This is a genomic window from Nocardia sp. NPDC049707, assembly GCF_040674855.1.
Lineage (GTDB): Bacteria > Actinomycetota > Actinomycetes > Mycobacteriales > Mycobacteriaceae > Nocardia.
In genome coordinates this window covers 1-24,100 of sequence record NZ_JBFANN010000024.1, presented here as the reverse complement: position 1 = coordinate 24,100, position 24,100 = coordinate 1, and the positions used below count along the sequence as shown (strand labels likewise).

The window sequence follows — 24,100 nt, the reverse complement described above, 5'->3', positions numbered from 1 at the left end:
CATGAGCCTCATCGGCGACGGTGTTGCGGGGCGGCCGACGCGGCATCGCGCCGAGCCGTCGACCACCGACCGGATGAAGGTCGCGGCCGGTGTCGCGGTTGCCGCCGGCGCCCTCATCGGCACCGCAGCCCAGGTCGCGCCTGCCATTGCCGCCCCGCTCCTGCCGGGCACGCACGACGGGGACGAGGAAGCCGCCGCGCCCATGACCTTCCAGGGCACGGCGGAGCTACCTGTCGAAGAGGTCAAGGCGGCGACCCCGGTAGTCGAAGCCGCGCAGGCCGTCGCCACCCCGGTGGCCGCGCCGATCGCGGACCTGGTCGCCAATCCGTTCGGCATCAGCAATCTGCCGCCGGAGATCGCGGGCCCGCTGGCTCAGGTCGAACAGATCCTCAAGGACGCGCAGCAGCAGCTCGCCCCGGCATCCGCCGTGCGCCCGGTCGCCGGTGCGGTCAGCTCCGGATTCGGTTCGCGCTGGGGCGAATTCCACTACGGCCTCGACTTCTCCGATCAGATCGGCGCGCCGATCCACTCGGTGAGCAGCGGCACCGTCATCGAGGCGGGCCCGGCCTCCGGCTTCGGTCTGTGGGTACGGGTCAAGCAGGACGACGGCACCATAGCGGTCTACGGCCACGTCAACGAGATGTTCGCGCGTGCCGGACAGCGGGTGAACGCGGGCGATGTCATCGCTACCGTCGGCAACCGCGGCAATTCGACCGGACCGCATCTGCACCTGGAGATCTGGGATCAGGCGGGCAATAAGATCGACCCGATGCCATATCTGGCGGCCAAGGGCGTGCCGTTGCAGTGGGGCCCGTCGGCGCACTGATTTTCTTGCCCGGCTTGATATTTCGACGACCACAAGGGCCCCATGGGGACCGTACGGTCGTTAGGCTCGCTTCCCGTGAGCGAGCGAACCATCGACACAGCCGAGCATCGCTCGGTCATGGCGGAGCCGAGCGCCGGCGAGGCGCAGTCATGAGTGAACGCGGCGGGCGAACCATCGACACCGTCTGTCCCGCAGGTACAACGGAGCCGAGCATCAGCGAGGCGCAATCGTGACTGTGCTGGGCGATATCTTCGAGCCTGGATCACCGCATGGGCGCACCTACGCCGTGCTGGTGCATCATCCGCGATCCAGCCTGGCCGAGGTAGCCGGTTATCTGGGCGTCTCGATGGAGATCGCCGCCGCATCGCTCGAGGTATTGACCGATCTGCAGGCCGCGGTCAGCCAGCTGTCCACCGATGGCGAGGCCATCTGGGATGCGCACGCCCCCGAATCGCTATCCGAGGCCGAGGCGCGGCGCAGGCAGCACGAGATCAACCAGATGCACGCCGCGGCAGCGCGATTGAGCGAGACGTTCCGATCGGTGCGCCGCTCACCGCGCAGCAATGGCGCGATCGTGCCGGTATTCGAACGCCTGGAGATGCTCGCTGATTTCGAGGAGGTGCAGACCTCGGCCCGCAACAGTGTCAAGATGATCGAGCGCGGCCCCTATCTCAGCGATCCGGAACGTGAGCGACAGCTGTTCTTGCTCAAGCGCTCTCGGATCGGCGACGGCATCCGATACCAGACGCTCTATCAGGACACCATCTACCAGGATGCCGAAAGGTTGCGGTACGCGCTGTCCGCCAATGCCAGTGGGGCCAAGGCGCGCACGCTGCCACAGCCGCCGTTCAAGCTGATCATCAGCGATGACGAGCGGGCGAGCCTGGTCCTGCACGTGGACGAGCGCCGTCCGGATCCGATGGGTTTGCGCATCACCGGATCGCCCGGATTGCGGTTGCTGGTCAAGACCTTCGATGTGCTGTGGTCGCTGGCGGCGCCGATTTCGGTGAATCCGGCCGCCGACGAACTCGACGAGCGGGATAAGGCGATTCTGACCCTGATGGGCCTGGGTGCGACCGATGACACCATCGCGCGCCGCCTCGGCATGTCCCGTCGAACCGTCGTCCGGCGGACCGCGCGGCTGCTGGAGCGGCTCGGCGCGAGCACCCGGTTCCAGGCGGGTGTGCAGGCGACCAGGCGAGGCTGGCTGTAGCTCGAGTAAGTGAACGGCTCGAGTGGACAACATGGGACGAATGCTGAACGATCAATGCCCCAGAAGTTTGAGGGCTTGTGTCACAACGGATTCGAAGGTAGCACCGCGCCTCCGCGATTCGCGGGCAGTTAGCTCTCTCTTCAATACGATTTACCCGATTGCGTTGCGCAGGTGCGAATGCGGCGGCGGATTTCCGCGATTCGACCCTGTCCATATGTTCGATGTGAAAGGCTAATGGTTCCAATGGATAGGGTGCGTCAGTCTGTTCGGACCAACCGTCGGCGCCGGACCGGCGCCCCACACTTCGGACAACTACTCACCGGCGCCGTCGAATCCGGCGCCGATGCGGCGGCGGTTCGCTGGAACCCGACCGGCGCTCCGGCCGACCAGCGCGAGCTGACCTATCGCGAATTCGACGAGGCGTCCTCGCGGCTGGCCAGGGAATTGATTGCGCGGGGTATCGGACCCGGCGACATTGTCGCTACCGCGCTGGCCCGGTCGCTCGAGTCGGTCCTCGCGGTGTGGGCGATCGCGAAGACTGGTGCCGCCTATGTCCCGATCGATCCGGCCTATCCCGCGCAGCGTATCGCGCATATGGTGTCGGACTCCGGCGCTGTGCTCGGCCTGACCACCGCGGTACATCGTGCGGCGCTGCGTGCATCGGTCGATTCGGGTGCATCGGTCGATTCGGGTGCATCGGTCGATTCGGGTACCTCGATCGACTGGGTCGAGCTCGATGATCCCGCGGTGGCCGCGCGGATCGCCGCGCAACCGGAGCGGCCGATTTCGTATGCCGATCGGGTGCGGCGGCTGGACGAGCGGCATCCGGCCTATGTCATCTACACCTCGGGTTCCACCGGGCGGCCGAAGGGCGTGGTGGTGACGCACGCGGGATTGGCCGGGTTGGCCGCGGTCGGGCAGTGGTATGAGCTGACCGCTGACGCGCGAGTGACGCATCTGAGTTCGCCGAGCTTCGACTTCTCGCTGATGGAGTTGCTGTTCACGTTCTCGGTGGGCGCGACGCTGGTGATCGCGCCGCCGACGGTATTCGGCGGTGCCGAGCTCGCGGATCTGCTACGCCGAGAACGGGTTACCCATCTGCTCATCACCCCGGGTGCCCTGGAATCGGTCGATCCGGCCGGCCTGGACGAACTGCGGGTCGTGGTGGCCGGTGGCGACAAGCTCGGTGCCGAACTCGTCGAGCGCTGGGCTCGGGACGGGCGGACCGTTTTCAATGCCTATGGCCCGACCGAGGTCACGGTCATGGTCACGACCGGCCACATGGCGCCCGGCGCGCCGGTTACCCTCGGTGGCACCGTCGCCGGGGTCGGGGCGTTTGTGCTCGATTCGCGCTTGCGGCCGGTGCCCTCGGGTGTCGTCGGCGAGTTGTATCTGGCCGGACCCGCGTTGGCGCAGGGCTATCTCGGACGTCCCGGGCTGACCGCCGAAAGGTTCGTCGCCAGTCCGTTCGGTGCGGAGGCCGGTGCGCCCGGTGCGCGGCTGTACCGGACCGGAGATCTGGTGCGGCGCAATGAAACCGGTGTGCTGGAATATCTGGGCCGGTCCGATTTCCAGGTCAAGATCCGCGGTCTGCGCATCGAACTCGGCGAGATCGATAATGCGCTCACCGCGCATCCGGATGTGGATTTCGCGGCCACGCTCGGTAGGACACTGCCCTCGGGCACCGCGCTCGTCTCGTATGTGCTGCCACGCGCCGATTCCGTCGTGGATACTGCCGAACTCGTGGCCGCGCTGGAGCGAAAGCTGCCCAAGTACATGGTGCCAACGGCCATTGTGGTGCTCGACGAACTGCCGTTGACGCCGGTGGGCAAGCTGGATCAGGCCGCGCTGCCCGATCCGGTTTTCGAGGCGCGTGAGTTCCGTGCGCCGTCCACGCGGGCGGAGCAGGTCGTCGCCGAGGTGTACGCGGCGCTATTGCTCGCCGACGGTGGGGACGTCGGTGCCGATGACGATTTCTTTGCACTGGGCGGCAACTCGCTGCTGGCCGCACAGGCCGCCGCCCGCATCGGTACCGCGCTGGATACGCGGGTGCCGGTGCAGCTGGTATTCGAGGCACCCGGTGTCGCCGAACTCGCGCAGCGGGTGGCGGCGCAGATCGGTGTCGCGGCCGGGCAGGCCCTGGGTGCGCAGCCGCGCCCGGATCGGATTCCGCTCTCGTACGCACAGCAGCGCATGTGGTTCCTGAACCGCTTCGATCCGACCAGCGGTGTCAACAACATCCCGCTGGCGGTGCGTTTGTCCGGCGTGCTCGATATGGAGGCGTTGCACGCGGCGGCGCGTGATCTGGTGGCGCGGCACGAGGTGCTGCGGACGGTGTATCCGGAAATAGATGGCGAGGGCAGCCAGGTCGTATTGCCGATCGATGATGTCCGTGCGGTGCCGGAACTCGAGATCGTTTCCGCGAGTGCGGCCGAGTTGCCCGAATTGGTCATCGCCGCGGCGGTCGCCGGATTCGATGTCGCTGTCGCGCCGCCGATCCGGCTGCGGCTGGTACGGCTGGGTGCGGCCGAGCAGGTGCTGGTGTGCGTAGTGCACCACATCGCGGCCGACGGGTTCTCCATGGGGCCGCTGGCACGGGATTTGATGTCCGCCTATTCGATTCGGTCGGGTGGTGCGCGGCCGCAGTGGCAGCCGCTCGAGGTGCAGTATGCCGATTACGCGATCTGGCAGCGGGCGGTGCTCGGCGCGGAAGACGACGCGGAATCGCTACTGGCACAACAAATCGCCTTCTGGCGCGCCGAATTGGCCGGATTGCCCGAGCAATTGGCCCTGCCCACCGATCGGCCGCGTCCTGCGGTGCTGTCCAATCGCGGCGCCGTCTTCGCCTTCGAGGTCGACGCCGAGGTGCATACGGCGCTCGAACATATTGCCCGCGAACATCATTCGACGCTGTTCATGGTGGTGCACGCCGCGCTCGCGGTGCTGCTGTCCCGGCTGGCCGGAACCACCGATATCACCATCGGCACCCCTGTTGCCGGGCGTGGGGACGCCGCACTCGACGATGTGATCGGAATGTTCGTCAATACGCTGGTGCTGCGCGGCGAGGTCGACCCCGAACTATCGTTCGACGATTTGCTGCGTAACTTCCGACGGGCCGATGTGGCGGCCTTCGGACATGCGGATGTGCCGTTCGAGCGACTGGTCGAGCTGCTCGATCCGGTGCGTTCGATGGCACGGCATCCGCTGTTCCAGGTGATGCTGACCTTCCAGAACATGGACCGGCCCGAGCTGGAGCTGCCCGGCCTCACTGTTTCCGGTATCGATCTGGGTGTGGTGCAGGCGAAGTTCGATCTCGAGCTGACCGTGGTACCGCGCGAGGACCACGGGGCGGCGAACGGTCTCGCGGCATCGTTCACCTATGCCACCGACCTTTTCGACGAGGCGACGGTGGCCGGTTTCGCACAGCGTCTGAATCGGGTGCTCGCGGCGGTTGCCGAGGATCCGCACCGGGTGGTGGGGGAGCTCGAGTTGCTCGCGCCCGCGGAGCGGCAGCGGATGCTACGGGACTGGAACGACACCGGGCATCCGGTCGTCCCGGAGCTGCTGCTCGACGACTATCGCCGTGCGGTGGCGGCGCATCCGGATGCGGTCGCGGTGGCCTACGAGGGGACCGAACTCACTTATCGCGAATTCGACGAGCGGGTCAACCGGCTCGCTCGGCTGTTGATCCAGCGTGGCGTCGGTGCGGAAGCCCTGGTGGGACTGGCGGTTCGGCGTTCGATCGACCTGGTCGTCGGCATGTATGCGATTGTGACGGCCGGTGCTGCATATGTGCCGCTGGATCCGGATCATCCAGCGGAGCGGGTCGCGCATATCCTCGATACCGCCGCACCCGTCTGTGTGCTGACCACGACCGCCGATGTGGTTGCGGTTTCGGACGATATGCCGGTGGTGTACCTGGATACCGTTGAGCTGACGGCAATCTCGGGGGATCCGGTGCGGCCGACGGAATTGCTGCGACCGGTTTCGCCGGACAATCCCGCCTACGTCATCTTCACCTCGGGCTCCACCGGTCGCCCGAAAGGTGTGGCGGTCACCCATGCGGCCATCCACAACCAGATCGAGTGGATGCTCGCGCACTACCCGCTCGGTCCCGATGATGTGTATCTGCAGAAGACCGCCACCACATTCGATGTGTCCCTGTGGGGATATTTCATGCCGCTGCGCGCGGGTGCGAAGCTGGTAGTCGCCACGCCGGAAGGTCACCGCGATCCGGCCTATCTAACGGAAACGATTGCCGCGCAGCGGGTCACCGTCACCGACTTCGTGCCGTCGATGCTGACGGTATTCGCCGCTCATCTGACGTCCGGGTCCTGCCCGACACTGCGCGATGTCTTCGTCATCGGTGAGGCCCTGCCACCGGAGACGGTGACCGCGCTGCGTGCGGTATCGGATGCGGCCGTGCACAACCTGTACGGACCGACCGAGGCGGCGGTGTCGATCACCGCATGGCGTGCGGAGGCGATCGAGCAGGCCACCGTGCCGATCGGCCTGCCGCAGTGGAATTCGCAAGTCTACGTACTGGATTCGCGACTGCGGCCGGTGCCCGCCGGGGTCGTCGGTGAGCTGTATTTGGCCGGGGCGCAGTTGGCGCGCGGGTACGTCACCCGGCCGGATCTGACGGCGGATCGGTTCGTCGCCGACCCGTTCACCGCCGGTGTGCGGATGTATCGCACCGGAGATCTCGTCGTCTGGCGCGCGGACCCGCACCGGTTGGAGTACGTGGGCCGCAGCGACTTCCAGGTGAAGTTCCGCGGCCAGCGCATCGAACTCGGCGAAATCGAAACGGCACTACTCGCCCAGGCCACGGTCAGCCAAGCGGCGGCGCTGGTCGCGCCGTCGGCGACCGGCGATCAGCTGGTCGGATATGTGGTGCCGCGGCCGGGACAACAGCTCGACCCGCAGCAATTGCGGACCGCGGTGGCCGAAGTGCTTCCGGCGTATATGATTCCGGCCGCCATTGTGGTGCTGGACGCCTTCCCGCTGAATACCAGCGGCAAGCTGGATCGCAAGGCATTGCCCGAGCCCACCTTCGCGGCACGCGAATTCCGCGCCCCGATCACTCCGACGCAGGAGATCGTCGCCGCCGTCTTCGCCGAGGTGCTGGGTATCGAGCGGGTCGGCCTCGATGACGATTACTTCGCACTCGGCGGCAATTCGTTGCAGGCCACCCGGGTCGTCGCACGGATCAACGACGCACTCGATTCGAATGTCGCGGTGCGCGATCTGTTCGAGACCTCGACCGTCGCCGCACTCGCGGCCGGCATCATCCCGGGAGCGGGCCGGACGGCCGCAGCGCGCCTACCGCTGACGCGGACCGAGCGCCCGGAGCTGGTGCCGCTTTCCCTTGCCCAGCAACGAATGTGGGTGCTCAACCGCATCGATCCGCAGTCCCCGGCATACAACCTGCCGTTCGCGATTCGGTTGACCGGCGCGCTCGATGTCGCGGCGCTGCGCGGGGCCGTCGAGGATGTGCTGGTGCGGCACGAAGCGCTGCGCACCCGGTTCCCGACGGCGGGTACCGGTGGGCAGGCGTATCAGGAGATTCTGCCGGCCGCCGAGGTGCTGCCCGATGGACTCCAGGTCCAGACCACCACGGATATGCTCGGTCGGGTCGTCGAGCTGGTGTCGGCCGGATTCGAGGTGACCGAACAGGTTCCGGTGCGGGCTCGGCTATTGCGCGATGCCATCGGTGACGGATATGTGCTCGTTGTTGTGGTGCACCACATTTCGGCCGACGGCGCCTCGCTCGCGCCATTGGCCCGGGATCTGGTGACCGCCTATCTCGCCCGCGTCGCCGGTGTGGCCCCGGGCTGGTCGCCACTTCCGGTGCAGTACGCGGATTTCGCACTCTGGCAGCGCGCGGTGATCGGCACCGATGACGATGAGAACTCCGTGGCCGCAGGGCAATTGGCGTACTGGCGTGAGCAGCTGGCCGGACTGTCGAGCGCACCGGTGCTGCCGCTGGATCGGCAACGCCCGGTAGCGCCGACGGGTCGTGGCGCATCGGTCGGCTGGACCGTGCCCGCCGAGGTGCACGAGGGCCTGGTGCGGATCGCGCGTGAGCATCGATCCTCGCTGTTCATGGTGGTGCACGCGGCGCTCGCCGTGCTGCTGGCCCGGCTATCGGGCGGTTCGGATATCGCCATCGGCACGCCGATCGCCGGACGTGGTCAGCGGGCGTTGGACGAGCTGGTCGGCATGTTCGTCAACACGCTGACGCTGCGTACTTCGGTCGAGCGTGACATGGCATTCGGCGAGTTGGTCGAGCAGACGAGGGCGACGGATCTGGCGGCATTCGCCCATACGGATCTGCCGTTCGAGCGGGTGGTCGAGGTGATCTCCCCGGGGCGTCCGCTGTTCCAGGTCATGCTCGCCTTCGAGAATCTCGAACGGCCGAGTCTGGAACTGCCGGAACTGACGGTCGCGGCCTTGGACGCGGGCGATGTCGTCGCCAAGTTCGATCTGCAGGTGGTCGTCGAACCGCGGCTGGGTGCGGACGGGACGCCGGATGAGCTTGTCACCGTATTCACCTACGCCACAGATCTTTTCGAAGAATCGACGGTGCGTGGGCTCGGGCGCATGCTGGAGCGCATTCTGACCGCGGTGGTCGCCGATCCGGGCGTGCGCATCGGCGGTATCGATATTGTCGACGAGCAGGATCTGGTCCCCACCGTGACCGATGCCAGCGCGGCGGCCACGGACGGCACCGAGCTGACCCACCTGCTGACCGCGGCGGTGGAGGACGATCCGGACGCGCCCGCACTGGTGTGGGGCGCGGCGGAAGTGCCCTACCGCGAACTCGATGCCAGATCGTCGCGGCTGGCCAGGGTGCTGATCGGGCGCGGTTGCGGGCCGGGGACCGGTGTGGCGATCCGGCTGGACCGCGGTATCGACTGGGCGGTGGCCGCGTGGGCGGTGCTCGAGGCGGGCGCGGCGCTGGTACTGCTGCCCGCTGACGAGGTTGCGATCCCGGATGAGCCAACGGTGCGGATCGGGTTGACCACCGGTGCCGGTCCGATCGGTGACGGCGTCGAATGGCTGCGGCTCGATGATCCGGCGATCAGCGCCGAAATCGCCGCGCAGTCAGCGCGACCGGTCAACCACGCGAATCGGATCGCGGTGCTCAGCGGGTCCGATCCGGCCCTCGTCATCGCCGCGACCGGGGTGCGGATGAGCTACGACGAGCTGGCCACCGCGGCCGATCGCCTGCGGGTTCGCACCGGTCTGACCTTCGAATCGCGCACCTTCCGGCACGGCCGGTCCGATTCGGTGGCGACGCTGCTCGAGGTGGTGAGCGCCGGTGCGACCGGGGCCAGTCTGATCGTGGTGTCGAGTGCCGACGATCTGGGTGCCTCGCTCGCCGAGGAGTGGGTGACGCATCTGATCGCCGATCGGGCCGCGCTGGCCGCCATCGATACGGCCCGGCTGACGGAACTGCGGGCCGTGGTGGTCGAGCAGGGCATACCCGCCGAGGTCGTGGTGCCCGAATCGGCCGAGATCGTGCCGTTGGATGAGTTACTGCCGGTGGGTGTCGAGCTGAGGTAGCTGACGCGCACGGGGTGGGTGAGATGTAACGACAACGCTAGAAAGTAGTTCCGGAAATGGTCGGCTTGTTCGAAGATGTGGTGGAGTTCGCGCGCGGTGCGCGACAGAGGTTCGGCGCATGACGCGGCCGAATCGCGAGCGGCCCAACCGGACTCGCGGCCCGCGGATCAAGACCCTGCCGCAATTGCTCACCACTGCCGTTGAGGCCAATCCGGCCGGACCCGCGATCGTATTCGCCGATGCCACGGCGACATTGGCGCAGTCGAGTTATGCCGAACTCGATGATCGGTCGAACCGCCTGGCGCGCTTGCTGATCGAGCGCGGCATCGGCCCGGAGGATCTGGTTGCGGTTGGGATTCCGCGGTCGGTGGCATCGATCGTCGCGGTGTGGGCGATCGCCAAGGCCGGTGCCGGATTCGTCCCCGTCGACCCGAACTATCCTGCCGATCGCGTCGCCCACATGCTGTCGGATTCCGGTGCGGCACTGGGGCTTACTGTCGCGGCAGTGGACCTACCCGGCGGCCTGGAGTGGCTCGCCATCGATACCGCGGACTTCGAGCGGCGGATCGCGGCATATTCGGCGGACCCGATCACCTACGCGGATCGGATCCGGCAACTGCGTGCCGAGCACCCGGCCTATGTCATCTACACCTCCGGATCGACCGGTACACCCAAGGGGGTGGTCGTCACCCAGGCCGGGTTGTCGAATTTCTGTGATGAGCAGCGCGAGCGCTATACGCTGACCGCCGATTCGCGCACCCTGCATTTCGCCTCACCCTCCTTCGACGCGTCGGTATTGGAGTTGCTGCTGGCGCTGAGCCGGGGCGCGACCATGATCGTCGCCGCACCGACGGTGTACGGCGGCGCCGAACTGGCCGCACTGCTGCGCCGGGAGCGGGTGACACATGCCTTCATCACCCCGGCCGCGCTCGCCTCGTTGCCCGCCGAGGGGCTGGACGAGTTGCGCGTCGTGGTCGCGGGCGGCGAGGCCTGCCCACCGGAGTTGGTGCAGCGCTGGGTACTACCGATCGCGGATGGCCGAACCCGGGAATTCTTCAATGGTTACGGGCCGACCGAGACCACGATCATGACCAATATCAGCGCACCGCTGGTGCCCGGCGAGCCGGTGACCATCGGGGGGCCGATTCGCGGGATCACTGAATATGTGCTGGACCCCGAACTCGCGCCGGTGCCGGGCCGGGTGGTTGGTGAACTCTATATTTCCGGTGCGCAGGTGGCCCGCGGCTATCGCGATCGACCGGGACTGACCGCCGCGCGGTTCGTGGCCGATCCGTTCGGTGCGCCGGGTTCCCGGCTCTACCGCACCGGCGATCTGGTGCGCTGGACCGCCGATCGGGAGCTGGAATACCTGGGGCGCAACGATTTCCAGGTCAAGATCCGCGGTTTCCGCATCGAACTCGGTGAAATCGATGCGGTGCTCGCCGCACACAGCGGCGTCGATTTCGTCGTCACCATCGGTCATGAGCAGGACAGCGGCGCGACGATTCTGGTGTCGTATGTGCGGGCCGTCGATGGTGTCGTCATCGATACGGCGGAACTGACCGAGCTGGCCGCGCGCAAACTGCCCGCCCATATGGTGCCGAGCGCCATTATGGTGCTCGATGAGATCCCGCTGACCCCGGTGGGCAAGCTTGATCGGCGGGCACTGCCCGCACCGCAATTGCGCACCAGGACTTTCCGCGCGCCATCGGGTGCGGTCGAGCCGGCGATCGCCGAACTCTTCGCCGAGGTCCTCGCGCTCGAGGTGCCCGTCGGCGCCGATGACGACTTCTTCGAACTCGGTGGCAACTCGCTGATCGGCACCCAGGTGATGGCGCGTCTCGGTGCGGCGCTGGATGCCCGGATTCCGGTGCGTCTGCTCTTCGAGATGCCGACCGTCGCCGGACTGGCCGCCGCGGTGGCCGAACACGCGGGGGCGGGTAACCGCAAGGCATTGGTCGCCGGCCCGCGTCCCGCGGCGATTCCGTTGTCGCTGGCCCAGCAGCGGATGTGGTTCCTGAACCGGTTCGATACCGCATCGGCGGCCTACAACATCCCGATCGCGGTCCGGTTGAGCGGTGCGCTGGATGTGGCCGCGCTGCGCGCGGCGGTCGCAGATCTGGTTGCGCGGCACGAGGTTCTGCGCACGGTGTATCCGGAGACCGATGCGGGTCCGGTGCAGCTCATCCTGCCCGCGGACCAATCGGCGCCCGAGCTGACGGTCCGGACGGTCGCGGCCGAGCAGCTCGAATCCGCCGTGCGCGAACTGCTTTCGACGACCTTCGATGTGACCGCCGAGGTGCCGCTGCGGGTCGGCTTGTTCGAGGTCGAGAACACACAAGCCGATTTCGTGTTGGCGCTGGTGGTGCACCATATCGCTGGTGACGGTACCTCGATGGGGCCGTTGACCCGAGACCTGATGACCGCCTATGCCGCGCGGTCGGCCGGTGCCGCGCCCGGCTGGGCACCGCTACCGGTGCAGTACGCGGACTACAGCATCTGGCAGCGCGAGGTGTTGGGCAGTGAGGACGACCCGGAGTCGTTGGCGGCCGGGCAGATCGCCTACTGGCGCGACGCACTCGCCGAGCTGCCCGATCAGCTGGAGTTGCCGACGGATCGGCCACGGCCGCCGGTGCAGTCCTTCGCCGGTGGCAAGATCCCGGTGGACATCGACGCCGAAACCCACCGGGCGCTGGTCGAATTGGCACGCGCCGAGGGTGCGACGCTGTTCATGGTCGTGCACGCGGCCTTGGCGGTGCTGCTGGCGCGGTTGTCGGGTACCGATGACATTGCCATCGGCACGCCCATGGCGGGTCGCGGTGAGGCGGCGCTGGACGAGCTGATCGGTATGTTCGTCAATACCCTCGTATTCCGCACCCGGGTCGATGAATCCGCACTGTTCACCGAACTGCTCGCGCGCCAACGCGAGACGGATCTCGCGGCCTTCGCCAATGCCGATGTGCCGTTCGAACGCCTCGTCGAGGTGCTGAATCCGGTCCGCTCGACAGCCCGGCATCCGCTGTTCCAGGTGGGCTTGTCGTTCCAGAATCTGGCCGCGACGAGTCTGGAACTACCCGGACTGACCATCTCGGGCGTGGACTTCGATGCCGCGGTCTCGCAGTTCGATCTGCACTGGATCATCGGCGATCGCTACGACGAGACCGGTCGGCCCGCGGGCATCCGCGGTGCGGTCACCTATGCGCACGATCTGTTCGACGAACCGACGGTGCAGGGCTTCGTAGCTCGGTTCACCCGCCTGCTCGGTGCGATCGCCGCCGCACCGCGCACCGTCGTCGGTGCGGTGGAACTGCTGGATGCCACGGAATGGACCGAACTGGTGTCCGGCCGCAATGCGACCGACCATGCGGTGGACGCGACGGCGACGCTGGTGTCGCTATTGGACGCGACCGTAGCCGCGACACCGGGTGGGGTGGCGCTGATGGGCGCGGACGGTGAGTCGATGACCTATGCCGAGCTGGATGCCCGGGTGAATCGTCTGGCCCGGCACTTGATTTCGCGCGGGGTTGGTCCCGAGTCGCGGGTGGTGCTCGCGCTGCGCCGGTCGGTGGATCTGATCGTCGCGATGTACGCGGTGGTCAAGGCCGGTGCCGCGTATGTGCCGGTGGATCCGGATCAGGCCGCGGCGCGGACCGATTACATTCTGGGTACCGCGGCACCGGTCTGCGTATTGACCAATGCGGCAGCGGGCTTCGATACCGAACTGGCACCGGTGCTGCGACTGGACCGGCTCGACCTCGGTCGGCTCGCCGCGACACCGATCGCGGATGATGAGCGGGTCCGGCCACTGCATGCGGCGAATATCGCGTACGTGATCTTCACCTCGGGTTCGACCGGGCGGCCGAAGGGTGTCGCGGTATCGCATGCCGCGATCGTCAACCAATTGCTCTGGAAGACCGGCGAATTCGCACTCGGACCTGGCGACGCGGTGCTGTTGAAGACGGCCGCCACCTTCGATCTGTCGGTGTGGGAGTTCTGGTCGGCGGCGGTATTCGGCGGGCGATTGGTGCTGGCCCACGCGGATGGGCATCGCGATCCGGACTATCTGAACGAGCTGATGGCGCGGGAGTCGGTGACCACCTTGCATGTGGTGCCGTCGATGCTGGACGCGCTGTTGTCGGGTCGGCTGCCGTTCACCTTGCGGCGGGTGCTGGTGATCGGTGAGGCGCTGCCCGCAGCGCTGGCGCGGCGATTCCGGGACACCTATCCGCACAAGGAACTGGTCAATCTGTACGGCCCGACCGAGGCGGCGGTGTCGGTCACCAGCCATCGGGTGACCGATGCGGATGCGGTGTCGGTGTCGATCGGTGCGCCGGAGTGGAACAGCCGTGTCTACGTACTGGATGCGCGGTTGCGTCCGGTGCCGTCGGGTGTTTCGGGTGAGTTGTATTTGGCCGGTGCGCAATTGGCACGCGGTTACTTCGGGCGGGTCGATCTGACCGCGGAGCGGTTCGTGGCGAATCCGTTCGAGTCGGATACGCGCATGTACCGCACAGGTGACCTGGTGGCCTGGAATGCGCGGGGTGAGTTGGAGTATCGCGGCCGCACCGACTTCCAGGTGAAGATCCGTGGCTTCCGGATCGAGCTGGGGGAGATCGAGGCGGCATTGACCGCGCTGCCGGAGATCGCGCAGGCGGCGGTGATCGCCGACGCCGATGAGCGGACCGGTGATCGGCTCGTCGCGTATCTGGTTCCGATGGGCGGCGATGTCGATGTGGCACAGGTGAGGTCGGCGCTGGGGCGTGTGCTGCCGTCCTATATGGTGCCCGCCGCCTATGTAGTTCTCGCGGCGCTGCCGCGCACCGTCAATGGCAAACTGGATCGAAAGGCATTGCCCGCGGCGGAGTTCGAGACCCAGGTGTTCCGTGCGCCGTCGACGCCGATCGAGGAGATCGTCGCCGGGGTGTTCACCGATGTGCTCGGGGTGGCTCGGGTCGGGATCGATGACGACTTTTTCGCGCTCGGCGGCAATTCGCTGATCGCCACGCAGGTGGCGGCGCGCTTGGGGGCCGCGCTGGATACCCAGGTGCCGGTGCGGGTGTTGTTCGAAGCGAGCACCGTCGGGGCACTGGCGGTGCGGGTGGAACAGCATGTCGGCTCCGGTCGGCGGCCGCCATTGGCCGCGCTCGAGCGACCGGATCGGGTGCCGTTGTCGCTGGCACAGCAGCGAATGTGGTTCCTGAACCAGTTCGATACCGCATCGCCCGCCTACAACGTGCCGGTCGTGGTGCGGCTGTCCGGTGCGCTGGATATCGATGCACTGCGCGTGGCGGTCGCGGATGTGGTGGCCAGGCACGAGGTGCTGCGCACCGTGTATCCGTCGCACGACGGTGTCGTGCGTCAGGTGATTGTGCCGGTGGGACAAGCGGTTCCGAAGCTGACGGTGGCCGATATCGCGGCCGGTGAGCTGCGGGATCGCATCGTCGAGCTGGTCGGCGCCGGGTTCGATGTCACCGACGAGGTGCCCGTGCGTGCCGAATTGCTCTGCTGCGATGGTGAATACGTGCTGGTGCTCGTGGCCCATCACATCAGCGCCGATGGCTGGTCCATGGGCCCGCTGACCCGTGACCTGATGCTCGCCTATCTCGCACGCACCGGCGGATCCGCTCCCGCGTGGACGCCATTGCCGGTGCAGTACGCCGACTTCGCGCTCTGGCAACGGACCGTACTCGGCTCGGAATCGGATCCGAATTCGCTCGCCGGACAACAGGTGTCGTATTGGCGCGAGAACCTGGTTGAGCTGCCGGATGAGCTGAATATGCCGTTGGATCGGGTCCGGCCCGCGGTCCCGTCGTTCGTCGGTGGCCGATGCGATATCCCGATCGACGAGCAGTTGCACGCGGAGCTGCTGCGCTTGGCCCGCGAGCACAATGCGACCCTGTTCATGGTGGTCCACGCCGTACTCGCGGTATTGCTGGCCCGACTATCCGGCACCGACGATATCGCCATCGGTACGCCGGTCGCCGGGCGTGGTGAGGCCGTACTCGACGATGTCGTCGGCATGTTCGTGAATACGCTCGTATTGCGCACCGAGGTAGCGGGTGGCAGCACCTTCGCCGAGTTGCTTGCCCAGGCCAAGGAGGTGGACCTACAGGCGTTCGCGCACGCGGATATTCCGTTCGAGCGTCTGGTGGACCTGCTGGAACCGGAACGGTCGACGGCGCGGCATCCGCTGTTCCAGGTGGCGCTGTCCTTCGAGAACCTGCCGGACAATTCCTTCGAGCTGCCCGGGTTGCACGTGGCCCCGGTCGATTTCGATCTCACGACCGAGAAATTCGATCTGTCGCTGGCGATTCGCGAGTCGAGTTCGGGCATCTTCGCCGCATTCACCTATGCGCGCGACCTTTTCGATGACGCGACGGTGCGCGTATTCGCGGATCGGTTCGTGCGGTTGCTCACCGCGATCGTCGCGAATGCCGAAACACCGGTCGGTGATCTGCCGCTGCTGGCCGACTCCGAGGTCGAATTCCTGACCCGGGTGCAGCCGGATCGGATGATGGCGGGTGGGCTCCTGCCCGACCTGCTGTTGCGCGGGCTGCGGCTCGGGGCCGACCGCACCGCGGTCCGGTATGCGGACCGGTCGATCAGCTACCGCGAACTCGACCGGTACTCGTCACGGTTGGCCCGGGTCCTGATCGAACGCGGTGTCGGTCCGGAAAGTCTGGTCGCGCTGGCATTGCCGCGTTCCTACGAGATGGTCGTCGCGATGCTGGCCGTCACGAAGGCCGGTGGCGCGCATGTGCCGATCGATCCGAGCCATCCGCTGGAACGGGTCCGGTACCTGCTGACCGACTCGGCCGCGGTACTCGGACTGACCGTTGCCCAGTATCTCGGCGACCTTCCCGATGACGTGCGCTGGCTCGCGCTCGACGATCCGGCGACGGAATCGCTGTGCGCCAACCGATCCGCCGCACCGATCACCGACACCGACCGGATCACCCCGCTGCGCCTGCACAATCCGGCCTATGTCATCTACACCTCGGGTTCGACCGGTATGCCCAAGGGCGTCACCGTGACCCACGCCGGACTCGGCGGTCTGCTCGAGCATGCGATCGAGCTGTACCGGCTCGACCCGACCTGCCGCTTCCTGCATATCTGCGCGCCGAGCTTCGACCCATCGGTACTGGAATGGCTGTGCGCCTTTTCGGTCGGCGCGACACTGGTGATCGTGCCGTCCACCGTGCCCGGTGGGCACGAACTCGGTGAGCTGCTACGCGCCGAACAGGTGACGCACGCGATCATCACCCCGGCGGTGCTCGGCACGGTCGATCCGACCGGCCTCGACCACCTCGAAATGCTTTCCGTCGGTGGCGATGTCACCACACCGGAACTGCTGGCCAAATGGCAGCCCGGTCGCAGGTACTACAACGGCTACGGCCCGACCGAGACCACCATTATCTCGTCCTATGCGGAACTGACCGCGGGACAGCACATTACGATCGGCAGTCCGGTGCGCGGCATGTCCGCACTTGTGCTCGACGCGCGGCTGCACCCGGTACCGCCCGGCGTGACGGGTGAGCTGTATCTGGCGGGCGGCGCGCTGGCCCGCGGTTACCGCAACCGAGCCGGGCTGTCCGCGCAACGTTTCGTCGCTGATCCGTGGGGCGAACCGGGTGCCCGGATGTATCGCACCGGCGACCTGGTCCGCTGGTACGCGACTCCGGCCGGGTCGTGGGGGCTGGACTATGTGGGGCGCAGCGACTTCCAGGTGAAGATCCGCGGCTTCCGCGTCGAACTCGGCGAGATCGATGCGGTGCTCGGCGGTCACGAGGATATCGAATTCGCGGTCACGCTCGGGCGCGAAACGGCATCGGGTGCAACGGTGTTGGTGTCGTATGTACTCCCGGTGGCCGAACGCATCGTCGACCAGGACCGACTCACCGAATTCGCGGCGCGCGTCCTGCCTTCGCATATGGTGCCGTCGGCCATCGTCGTCCTCGACGAGGTGCCGCTGACCACCAACGGCAAGCTCGACCGGGACGAGCTGCCCGAGCCACGGTTCACCGCCACGGTGTCACGGGCACCGTCCGGCCGGCTGGAATCGCGGATCGCCAAGCTCTTCGCGCAGGTGCTCGGCGTGCGGCAGGTCGGTGCCGACGACTCCTTCTTCGCCATCGGCGGCGACAGCATCATCTCGATCCAGTTGGTGTCGCGGGCCAAGGCGGTCGGAATCGGATTCACTCCGCGCGATGTCTTCGAGCAGAAGACGGTCGCCGGATTGGCCAGGGTCGCGGTGCTCGGCACGGATCCCGCGCCGGTCGTGCTGGCCGAGCTGCCCGGCGGTGGGGTCGGCGACATACCGCTCACGCCGGTGCTCGCGGGTTTCCTCGACAACGGTTCGTTCGGCCGATTCGCGCAGACCCTCGTGCTCGCACTGCCCGATGGCATCGATCGCACCGGACTGGTCGCTACGCTCACCGCGGTGCTCGACCACCACGACATGTTGCGTGCACGGGTATGGCAGGTCGAGGGCCGGTGGTGGCAGCAGGTGGCCGCGCCGGGCACCGTCGACGTGTCGGCACTGTTGTCCGAGGTGGAGGTGCCCTACGGGGCCGAGCTCGAGCGAATCGGCAATGCCGCCATGGCTTCCGCGCTAGCGGCGCTGGACCCGGGCACGGGCCGGATGGTCGCGTTCAGTTGGCTGCGCAGGTCGGGTGCACGCGATCTGCTCATCGTCGCGGCGCACCACTATGTGATCGACGGGGTGTCCTGGCGGATTGTGATCCCGGACTTCATCACCGCATGGGCGCAGCGTTGCGCGGGGATCGCCATTGCGTTGCCGCCGGTCGGGACATCGTTCCGGCGCTGGGCGCACGGTCTGGTCGAGGCGGCGGGCTCGCCGTCGCGGATGGCCGAACTCGACTACTGGCGCACGGTGCTGGCCACACCGGATCCCTTGCTCGGTACACGTGCGCTCGATCCCGCCGTCGATACCCACGCGACGGTGCGGCAGTTGACGGTCGAGGTGCCGGTGGGGGTCGCCGATGCGGTACTGACCACGGTGCCCGCGCTGTACCGGGGCGGTGTCAATGACGGTCTGCTCGCGGCGCTGGCTATGGCGGTGCGGACCTGGCGGGCGCGCCGCGGTATCGACGCCGCGGTCACCAGAATTCGACTGGAGGGCCACGGCCGTGAAGAAGCGGCCGTACCCGGTGCCGACCTGACCCGCACGATCGGCTGGTTCACCAGCGTGGACCCGGTGGCGCTCGATCTCAGCGGCGTTGCCGAAACCGCGGCGATACTGCGGTCGGTGAAGGAACAGTTGCACGCGGTTCCGGATCGCGGTATCGGCTTCGGACTACTGCGCCAACTGAATTCGGGTACCGCCGGTGCGCTGGCCGCTGATATCGGGCAGATCGGCTTCAACTATCTGGGCCGGGTATCCACCGGCGTACCGGAGGGGCTGACCGATCCGGCCTGGCTCCCATCCGGCGATCTGGGTGACCTCGACGACGGCCAGGATCCGGCGCTGCCCGCCTCGGCCGTTGTCGATATCAATGCGATCGTCATCGATACCGATGCTGGACCGCGCATGGACGTGGTGTTCAAATACGCCGGTGAAATCCTCGACGCGGCGGCGGTTCAGGAACTGGCCGACGACTGGCTCACCGCGCTGACGGCGGTAGCCCGGCACGTCACCGAGCCGGACGCCGGTGGTCTCACCCCATCGGACGTGCCGCTCGTATCGACCACCCAACGCGAACTCGACACCTGGCGCGCGAACTACCCGGGCCTGGTCGAGGTGCTGCCGCTGTCGCCGCTGCAAACCGGTCTGCTGTTCCTGATGGAAATGCTGGCGGAGTCGGTGGACCCGTATGTCATCCAGGTGGCGGTCGAACTCTCGGGCGAATTCGAACTCGAGCGCCTGCACCGCGCCGCGCAGGCGGCACTGGACCGGCACGCGAATCTCCGCAGCGCCTTCACTTTCGGCGCGAACGGCAAACCGGTGCAGCTCATCGCGGACGATATCCGGGTGCCGTGGCGGGTGGTCGCCGAGGTACCCGATGCCGATCTGCCCGAGCTGCTCGCCGCCGATCAGCGCACCGGATTCGATCCCGCACTCGCGCCGCTGCTGCGATTCACGGTGTACCGCACCATATCCGGGCGCACGCAACTGGCGTTGACGGCGCATCACATCCTGCTCGACGGCTGGTCGATGCCGCTGCTCATGAAGGATCTGCTGATCCTCTACGCAACCAGGAGCGATACCTCGCTGCTGCCCGCGGGGCGGCCGTACCGCGACTATCTGGCGTGGCTATCGCGCCAGGACCGCGCTGCCACCATGGGCGCGTGGGATGCGGCGCTGACCAAGGTCCGGCCGACACTGCTCGCGCCCGCGCTGGTGCGACCCACGGTGCCGGACAACGGATTCGGCAGGACCGCATTCGAACTATCGGCGACGGAGACGGCCGCGCTGACGTCCTTCGCCGCGGCGACCGAAGTCACCGTGAATACGGTGCTGCAGGCGGCATGGGGTGTAGTCGTCGCCGGTATCACCGACCGCGACGATGTGGTCTTCGGCGTCACGGTTTCCGGACGTCCACCACAGCTCGACGGCGTCGACGCGATGGTCGGCCTGTTCGTGAACACCATTCCGGTGCGCGTCCGATTCGATTCGGCGACAACGGTTTCGCGTCTGCTCACCGAGCTGCAAGCCGAGCAGGCGGCGCTGCTGGAACATCATTATCTCGGGCTGGCCGACATCCAGGCGCTGGCGGGTGGCAGCGAATTGTTCGACACGCTGGTGGCCTACGAGTCATATCCGATCGATACCGATGGGCTGCGGCAGGCGGGCAGCGCTGTCGACGGGTTGGTGGTCGGTGGCGTGAATTCGGTCGACTACACCCACTATCCGGTCACCGTCCGAGCCGAACTGGGGACCAGGCTGCGGGTCGAGGTGCTGTACCGCGGCGATGCCGTCGCGGCCGCGGCGGCGCGGGCGCTGACCGAGCGTTTGCGTGCGGTGCTCGGCGAATTCGTCACCGCACCAGAGGATTCGGTCGCCGCCGTGCGTGCTGGTGCGAGCCCCGATGTGCTCACCCAGGTTCGATACTGGCGCAATACGCTGGCTGGCCTGCCGGATGAGTTGACGTTGCCCATGGATCGACCGCGCTCGAGCATGCCCGCCGATGTCGGTGGGCGGGTCCCGCTCGAGATCGGCGTGCACCTGCACCACGAACTGCGGCGGCTCGCCGAGACCAGGGATACCTCGGTATTCGTGGTGGCGCACGCGGCCTTCGCGGTGCTGCTGGCGCGGCTGTCCGGTACGACCGATATCGCGATCGGTACACCGGCCTCGGGTACGGGCGAAACCTTCGACAACACCGTGGTGCTGCGTACCGAATATCACCCGAATGCGACCTTCGATGAACTGCTCGGCGCGGTCGCCTCGGCCGATGCAGCCGCATTCGCGCACGCCGATGTGCCGTTCGCGCAACTCGTCGAGGTACTCGACCCGATCCAGATGACCGGCAGGCACCCGCTGTTCCAGGTCGCGATCGATAATGTGGGCCCCGCAACCGATCCGCTCACGGTGGACCTGCGGCTTTCGCTGAGCGAGCGGATCGGCCCGCGCGGTGAAACCCAGGGTGTGCTGGCCGAATTCACCTATGCGACAGACCTGTTCGACGCCGCGACCGCACAGGGCTTCGCCGATCGGTTCGCCCGCATCCTCACCGTGGTCGTCGCCGATGCCACGGTGATCGTCGGCGATATCGAGCTGCTCGGACCGAACGAGCGCACCAGAGTGCTGCACGAATGGAATTCGCGCGGTGCCTGGGTGCCCGCCGCGACCCTGCCCGAGTTGATCGCCGATCAGGCCCGGCGTAGGCCCGATGCCGTCGCGGTGCGCTTCGGCGATACCGCCCTGAGCTTCGCCGAGCTGCGGCGACGGGCGAACCGGGTGGCCAGGGCGCTCATCGCGACCGGTGCCGGACCGGAATCGCTGGTGGCCGTCGCGGTTGCGCGCACCGAAGAGCTGCCGGTCGCCTTGCTCGGCGTGCTCACCGCGGGCGCGGCGTATTTGCCGATCGATATCACTTATCCGGCGCAGCGGCTGGCCTTCGTGCTCTCCGATGCGGTGCCGGTCTGTGTGCTCACCACCGCCGAACAGCGTGCCGATGTGCCGGTCGGCGAGTTGCCGGTGATATTGCTCGAAGAGACAACGGAATTCGACGATCGCCCGGTCAGCGATGCCGACCGCATCGCACCGCTGTTGCCCGATCACCTCGCCTACGTCATCTACACCTCGGGTTCGACCGGTGTGCCGAAGGGTGTTGGGGTGGCGCATCGCAATGTGGTCGAGCTGTGCGCGAATACCCAGCCGCTGTTCGGTTTCGACGACACCGATGTGTGGACGCTGTTCCACTCCTTCGCCTTCGACTTCTCGGTGTGGGAGTTGTGGTGCGCGTTGGCCACCGGAGGTGCCGTGGTCGTCGTCGATTACGCGACCTCGCGGGCACCGGAACTATTCCGCGAGTTGCTGATTCGGGAACAGGTCACGGTGCTGAACCAGACACCGTCGGCGTTCTATCAGCTCATCGAGGCCGACCGAGCCGCGGCGGATTCCGATAGCGAATTCGCGCTGCGACATGTCGTATTCGGCGGCGAGGCACTGGATCTGCGACAGTTGCGGCGCTGGTACGAGCGCCACGACGCGGATGCGCCGCGCCTGGTCAATATGTACGGCATTACCGAAACCACGGTGCACGTCTCGTTCCTGGCGCTGGACAAGCAGATCGCGGACAGTCCGGACAGTCTGATCGGACGTGCGTTGCCCGGTTTGGACGGTTATGTGCTCGACCAGCGCCTGCACCCGGTACCGGTCGGCACGCCGGGTGAGATCTATGTGGCCGGAGCCCAGTTGTCCAGGGGATACCTCGGCAGGCCCGGTCTGGCCGCGGTGCGTTTCGTCGCGAATCCGTTCGGCGCACCAGGATCTCGCATGTACCGCACCGGCGATCTCGGCCGTTGGGGCCACGCCGGACTCGCCTACGCGGGGCGCAGCGATCAGCAGGTTCAGTTGCGCGGCTTCCGCATCGAACTCGGTGAGATCGAATCCGCGCTGCTGCACTGCCCGGGGGTGAGCCAAGCGGTGGTGTTGGTTCGCTCGACCGAACGTCTCGGTGATCAGCTCGTTGGATACGTGGTGCCCGCGGCCGGTGCCGACCTCGACCCGGACGAACTGCGCGTTCAGGTGGCCGAATTCCTCACCGGCTATATGGTTCCCGCCGCCATCGTGGTGCTCGAGGTCATGCCGCTGACGCCGAACGGCAAGCTGGACCGGCGCGCATTGCCCGAACCCGCCTTCGCGGCACGGGAATACCGCGCACCGGCCACCCCGATCGAGGAAACCGTCGCCGCCGCCTTCGCCGAGGTGCTCGACCTCGACCGATTCGGTATGGACGACAACTTCTTCGAGCGCGGCGGCAATTCGCTGATCGCCACGAAGCTGACCGCGCGGCTGAGTTCGCTACTCGGCGAGAAGATTCCGGTGATGCGGATATTCACCGCGCCGACCCCAAGTGAATTCCTGGCCGAATTGGCCCGCCGAGCGGGCGGGCACGTCGAGGGCGAGGCGGCCTTCGATGTGGTGCTGCCGCTGCGCGCGACGGGTACCACCGAGCCGCTGTTCTGTATCCATCCGGTCTCCGGTATCGCGTGGTCGTTCGCGGGTCTGGCCGCGTATCTCGATTCCGACCGGCCGATCTACGGCATCCAGGCGCCCACACTGGCCGCACCGGCCGTGCTGGCGGACACCATCGAGGAATGGGCCCGGCTCTATGTCGAGGCGATCCGCACGGTTCAGCCGACGGGGCCGTATCACCTCATCGGCTGGTCGATGGGTGGTGTTTTCGCCCACGAGATCGCGGTGCAGTTGCAGCGGGCCGGACAGCGGGTGGCCACCCTCGCGGTGATGGACAGCTATATGGCCGATCCGCCCGACGAACGCGCGCAGGGCGCGGGCTCACCCGTGCCGGTGGCCGAGCTGATCGGCGGCCTGCTCGGTGAACAGGCCGGTGACCTCGGCTTCGACACCGACGTGGACTGGGGACAACTCGCCGAGCGGTTGGGCGAGCTGCCGGAGCCGTTCGCCTCCTTCGGCTCCGACCGGTTCACCCGGGTGCTGGATACCGCCGTGCATTCGGTCGTGCTGCGCAATGCCTATCGGCCGGCTCGGTTCCACGGCGATGTCATCTACTTCACCGCGGCGCTCGACGATCCCACCGGCTCGATCGGTGCGTCGATCTGGTCCGAGGTGGTCGACGGCGTGGTGGACAATCGCGCGGTGCCGACGACTCACTGGCGGATGACGGCCGCTGCCGGACTCGCTGAAATCGGCGCAGTGCTGACCGAGGTTTGGCGGGAAACCCGCAGCGGAGACTGATCTTCGGCGGTGCTGAACTCATGTGCGCACTCATTGCGGTGGCCGCACACCCTTACCGGGTGTGCGGCGTGGTGCCGCACGATCTGGC

At 67.1% G+C, this 24,100-nt stretch carries 4 protein-coding genes; all 4 read left to right on the top strand.

What is annotated here, in order from left to right; translation table 11 throughout:
- The first annotated feature begins 1 nt into the window (after position 1).
- The 4 genes from AB0J29_RS21450 (at position 2) to AB0J29_RS21435 (ending at position 24,012) form a co-directional block, all read left to right on the top strand.
- Positions 2 to 826 (top strand): M23 family metallopeptidase, encoded by an 825-nt coding sequence (locus AB0J29_RS21450; RefSeq protein WP_364788793.1) that lies wholly within the window; start codon positions 2 to 4, stop codon positions 824 to 826.
- Between the two features lie 229 nt (positions 827 to 1,055).
- A complete protein-coding gene (locus tag AB0J29_RS21445; protein WP_364788790.1) occupies positions 1,056 to 2,039 on the top strand; it encodes a LuxR C-terminal-related transcriptional regulator in 984 nt (327 codons plus the stop codon).
- Positions 2,040 to 2,282: 243 nt separating this feature from the next.
- Positions 2,283 to 9,608, top strand: a complete 7,326-nt coding sequence (locus tag AB0J29_RS21440; RefSeq protein ID WP_364788787.1) for an amino acid adenylation domain-containing protein — start codon at positions 2,283 to 2,285, stop codon at positions 9,606 to 9,608.
- Positions 9,609 to 9,726: 118 nt separating this feature from the next.
- Positions 9,727 to 24,012, top strand: coding sequence for an amino acid adenylation domain-containing protein (locus AB0J29_RS21435; RefSeq protein ID WP_364788784.1), 14,286 nt, complete (start codon positions 9,727 to 9,729; stop codon positions 24,010 to 24,012).
- Positions 24,013 to 24,100: the final 88 nt, after the last annotated feature.